The organism is Mycobacterium sp. E3298 (assembly GCF_001666895.1).
Classification (GTDB): Bacteria; Actinomycetota; Actinomycetes; order Mycobacteriales; family Mycobacteriaceae; genus Mycobacterium.
Window position 1 is genome coordinate 1 of record NZ_LZJB01000314.1, and the last position, 3,045, is coordinate 3,045.

Sequence of the window (3,045 nt, forward strand, 5' to 3'; positions counted from 1 at the left end):
GGTGCTGGCCGTCGAGGTGCTCGACCCCCGCGACGTCGAGCTGCCCGACATCGGTGACGTCGTGCTGCAGGACGCCGTCGAGCTTGCGCTTGACCGTCAGCTCGAGTTGCCTCAGCGCCGCCGCCAGCTTCGGGTCGACGATCTGCCCGCGCTGCATCGAGGGCGGGTGTGGCACCGCCGGCTGCTTGGGGTCGGTCACCGACCGCTAGCCGCGCCGGCGGGCTGCATCACCGGGGGCACCGACTGCCCCTGCTGCGGAACGGCGTTGACCTGAGGCAGGGCGACCGTCTGCAGGATCCGGTTGATGACGATCTCCGACGAGATCTCGTCGGCGAGCGCGTCGTAGGTGAGCACCAGGCGGTGCCGCAGCACGTCGGGAATGACATCGACGACATCCTGCGGAATCACGTAGTCGCGGCCACGCACCAGCGCCAGCGAGCGGGACGCGGCGATGATGCCCAGCGAGGCGCGCGGGGACGCACCGAACGAGATCCACGTCTTGACGTCGTTCATGCCAAGCTGCTCGGGATGGCGGGTGGCGGTCACGACGCGCACCACGTAGTCGACCAGCGCGTGGTGCACGAAGCCGTTAGCCGCGATGTCCTGCAGCCGCAACAAGTCGCCGGTGTTGAGGATCTGCTTGGGCTCGGGCGGCCGCACACCCATCCGGTAGATGATCTCCCGCTCTTCTTCGGGCGACGGGTAGCCGACGTTGATCTTGAACAGGAAGCGGTCCCGCTGGGCCTCGGGGAGCGGGTACACGCCCTCGTGCTCGATCGGGTTCTGGGTGGCCATCACCAGGAATGGGTTGGGCAGCGGGAACCTCTTGCCGCCGATCGACACTTGGCGTTCCTGCATGACCTCCAGCAACGCCGACTGCACCTTGGCAGGCGCACGGTTGATCTCGTCGGCGAGCAGGAAGTTCACCACCACCGGGCCGAGCTCGGTGTCGAACTCCTCCTTGCCCTGCCGGTAGATGCGGGTACCGATGATGTCGGTGGGCACCAGGTCGGGCGTGAACTGGATGCGGGCGAACGTGCCGCCCACCACCTTGGCGAAGGTCTCGACGGCCAGGGTCTTGGCCACACCTGGGACACCTTCGAGCAACACGTGGCCCTTGGAGAGCAGGCCGACCAGCATCCGCTCGACGAGCTGGTCCTGGCCGACGATGATCCGCTTGACCTCGAAGATGGCCCGCTCCAGCGTGTGCACCTCCGCGGCCAGGCCATTACCACCGCCCGACGGCGCCTCATGGGCCGGCGAGCCGGCAGGACCACCCGGGCCCGAGTAACCGCTGGCGCCCTGAGGCGGCCCACCTGCTGCTGTCATCAATAACCCTCCACAGCTCATTCGGACACGACTGCTTGCACCACCACTGTCGTGGGGCCGCGACGTGCCCGCGTCCAACTATTCCAGGCCCGCCGGATTCCGTCGACGCTGGTGGTTCGCCCCCGGCATCCAGCCGGGCGACCCGCCCAGCAACGAACCTGGATCAGTACTCGATGATCCTAGTCAGGAACGGCGTCATGCCGGGCTTGCGAACCGGGCTGACGGTGACGTGACCGGCGAGGCTGGACGCCTCCAGCATCTGGCCGTTGCCCAGATACATCGTCACGTGCTGGCCGCCGTTCGGGCCGTAGAAGATCAGGTCGCCGCGCCGCGCCTGGTCGGGTGGGATGTGCCGGCCGGCGTTGTACTGGTCACCGGAGAACCGGGGAATCAGGACGCCGACGCCGGCGAAGCCGTACCGCATCAGGCCCGAGCAGTCGAAACCGGTGATGTTCGCGCCGTCGCCGACGCCCTTGCTCGGGCCGTCCAGCGAGCCACCGCCCCACGAGTAGGGCACGCCCATCTGCGAGCCCATCCGCTTGATGACGTACTCGATTGCCTGACGGCCGTAGACCCGCGGGATCTTGCCGCCCGGGTTGGTGGGGCTTGCCGCAGTGGGAGCGGGATCCCCCAGGATGTTGATTCCGAGGCCGCCCAGGAACTGCCTGCCCAGGTCCATCGTCGTTTGGGTCGCCTGGGCGGTGGCCTGCAGCGACGCGTTGGCGACGGCGAGCGGGTCGCCTGGGGCGCCCGCGCTGATCGTCGCCGGCAGGGTGGGGTCCCAGGCGCCGGGGTCGGCCACGGCGACGGGCGCCGGGGCGGCGACCGACAACATCAGCCCGGTCACCACGGTGGTGATCCAGGCGAGGTTGATCAGGCGAATCCGCTTGCGGCGCATGGCTCCCCGTTCGATTTTCATTCGTTCACCACTCGATGTAGCGGACCACGTAGGGCGTCATGCCGCTGGTGCGCACCGGCGCGACGCGGACCTTCAGCCCGATATCGGGGGCCTCGAGCATTTGCCCGTCGCCGAGGTAGATCGTGACGTGCTGGCTGCCGCCGGGGCCGTAGAAGATGACGTCGCCGCGGCGCATCTGCGAGGACGGGATCTTGCGGCCCAGGTTGTACTGCGAGCCCGAGTAGTGCGGCAGCTTGATGCCCACCCCGGCGAACGAGTACAGGACCAGGCCCGAGCAGTCGAAGCCGGTGATGCCGGCGCCCGAGTCGATGCCCTTGCTGGGCCCGGCGGCGTTGCCGCCGCCCCAGGAGTACGGCACGCCGATCTGCGACATGCCGCGCCGGATCACGTATTCGGTGGCCTGCCGGCCGTACACCCGCGGGATCCGCCCGGAAGTCCCGCCGGGGGCGGCATTGGTGATGCCGGTGTCGTCGGGCTTGAGGATGCCGAGCTGCTGCAGGAAGTTGCGGCCCAGTCCGGCGGTGACCTGCGTCGAGGTGGCCGAGATCCCCAGCACCTGGTTGATGACCGCGATCGGGTCGCCGGGGACGTTGGCGCTCGGGATCATCGGCAGGGTCGGGTCCCAGGCGCCGTCCCAGCGGCGGGCCCCGGTGTGCGGCGCCGGCGCCCCGGGCGAGCCGGTCTCCCATCGGTCGCCCGAGCTCGGGGTGGCGGGACCGCCCGGGCCGGTCGACCACTGCCGTTGGGCGGCTTCGAGTTTCGCCTGCGCCTCGTCGCGTTCGGCGGCCAGCCGGGTG

3 protein-coding genes and 1 pseudogene are annotated in these 3,045 nt (G+C 69.5%); all 4 read right to left on the reverse strand.

What is annotated here, in order from left to right; all coding sequences use genetic code 11:
* Positions 1 to 199: pseudogene (locus A9X05_RS31105) on the reverse strand (hypothetical protein); the annotation flags it as partial.
* Positions 196 to 1,329: a MoxR family ATPase gene (locus A9X05_RS14775; RefSeq protein WP_067754041.1), complete on the reverse strand. Its 1,134-nt coding sequence runs from the start codon at positions 1,327 to 1,329 to the stop codon at positions 196 to 198. The gene A9X05_RS14775 and the pseudogene A9X05_RS31105, both read right to left, overlap by 4 nt.
* 163 nt (positions 1,330 to 1,492) lie before the next feature.
* Positions 1,493 to 2,227 (reverse strand): NlpC/P60 family peptidoglycan endopeptidase RipB, encoded by a 735-nt coding sequence (gene ripB / locus A9X05_RS14780; protein WP_067754115.1) that lies wholly within the window; start codon positions 2,225 to 2,227, stop codon positions 1,493 to 1,495.
* Positions 2,228 to 2,252: 25 nt separating this feature from the next.
* The coding region (locus A9X05_RS14785; protein WP_197499066.1) for an NlpC/P60 family protein at positions 2,253 to 3,045 on the reverse strand (793 nt) is incomplete at its 5' end.

Excerpts from the sequence above, each read along its gene's own strand:
- A9X05_RS14775 (WP_067754041.1), bottom strand. The coding sequence starts at position 1,329 with ATGACAGCAGCAGGTGGGCCGCCTCAGGGCGCCAGCGGTTACTCGGGC.
- ripB (WP_067754115.1), bottom strand. The coding sequence starts at position 2,227 with ATGCGCCGCAAGCGGATTCGCCTGATCAACCTCGCCTGGATCACCACC.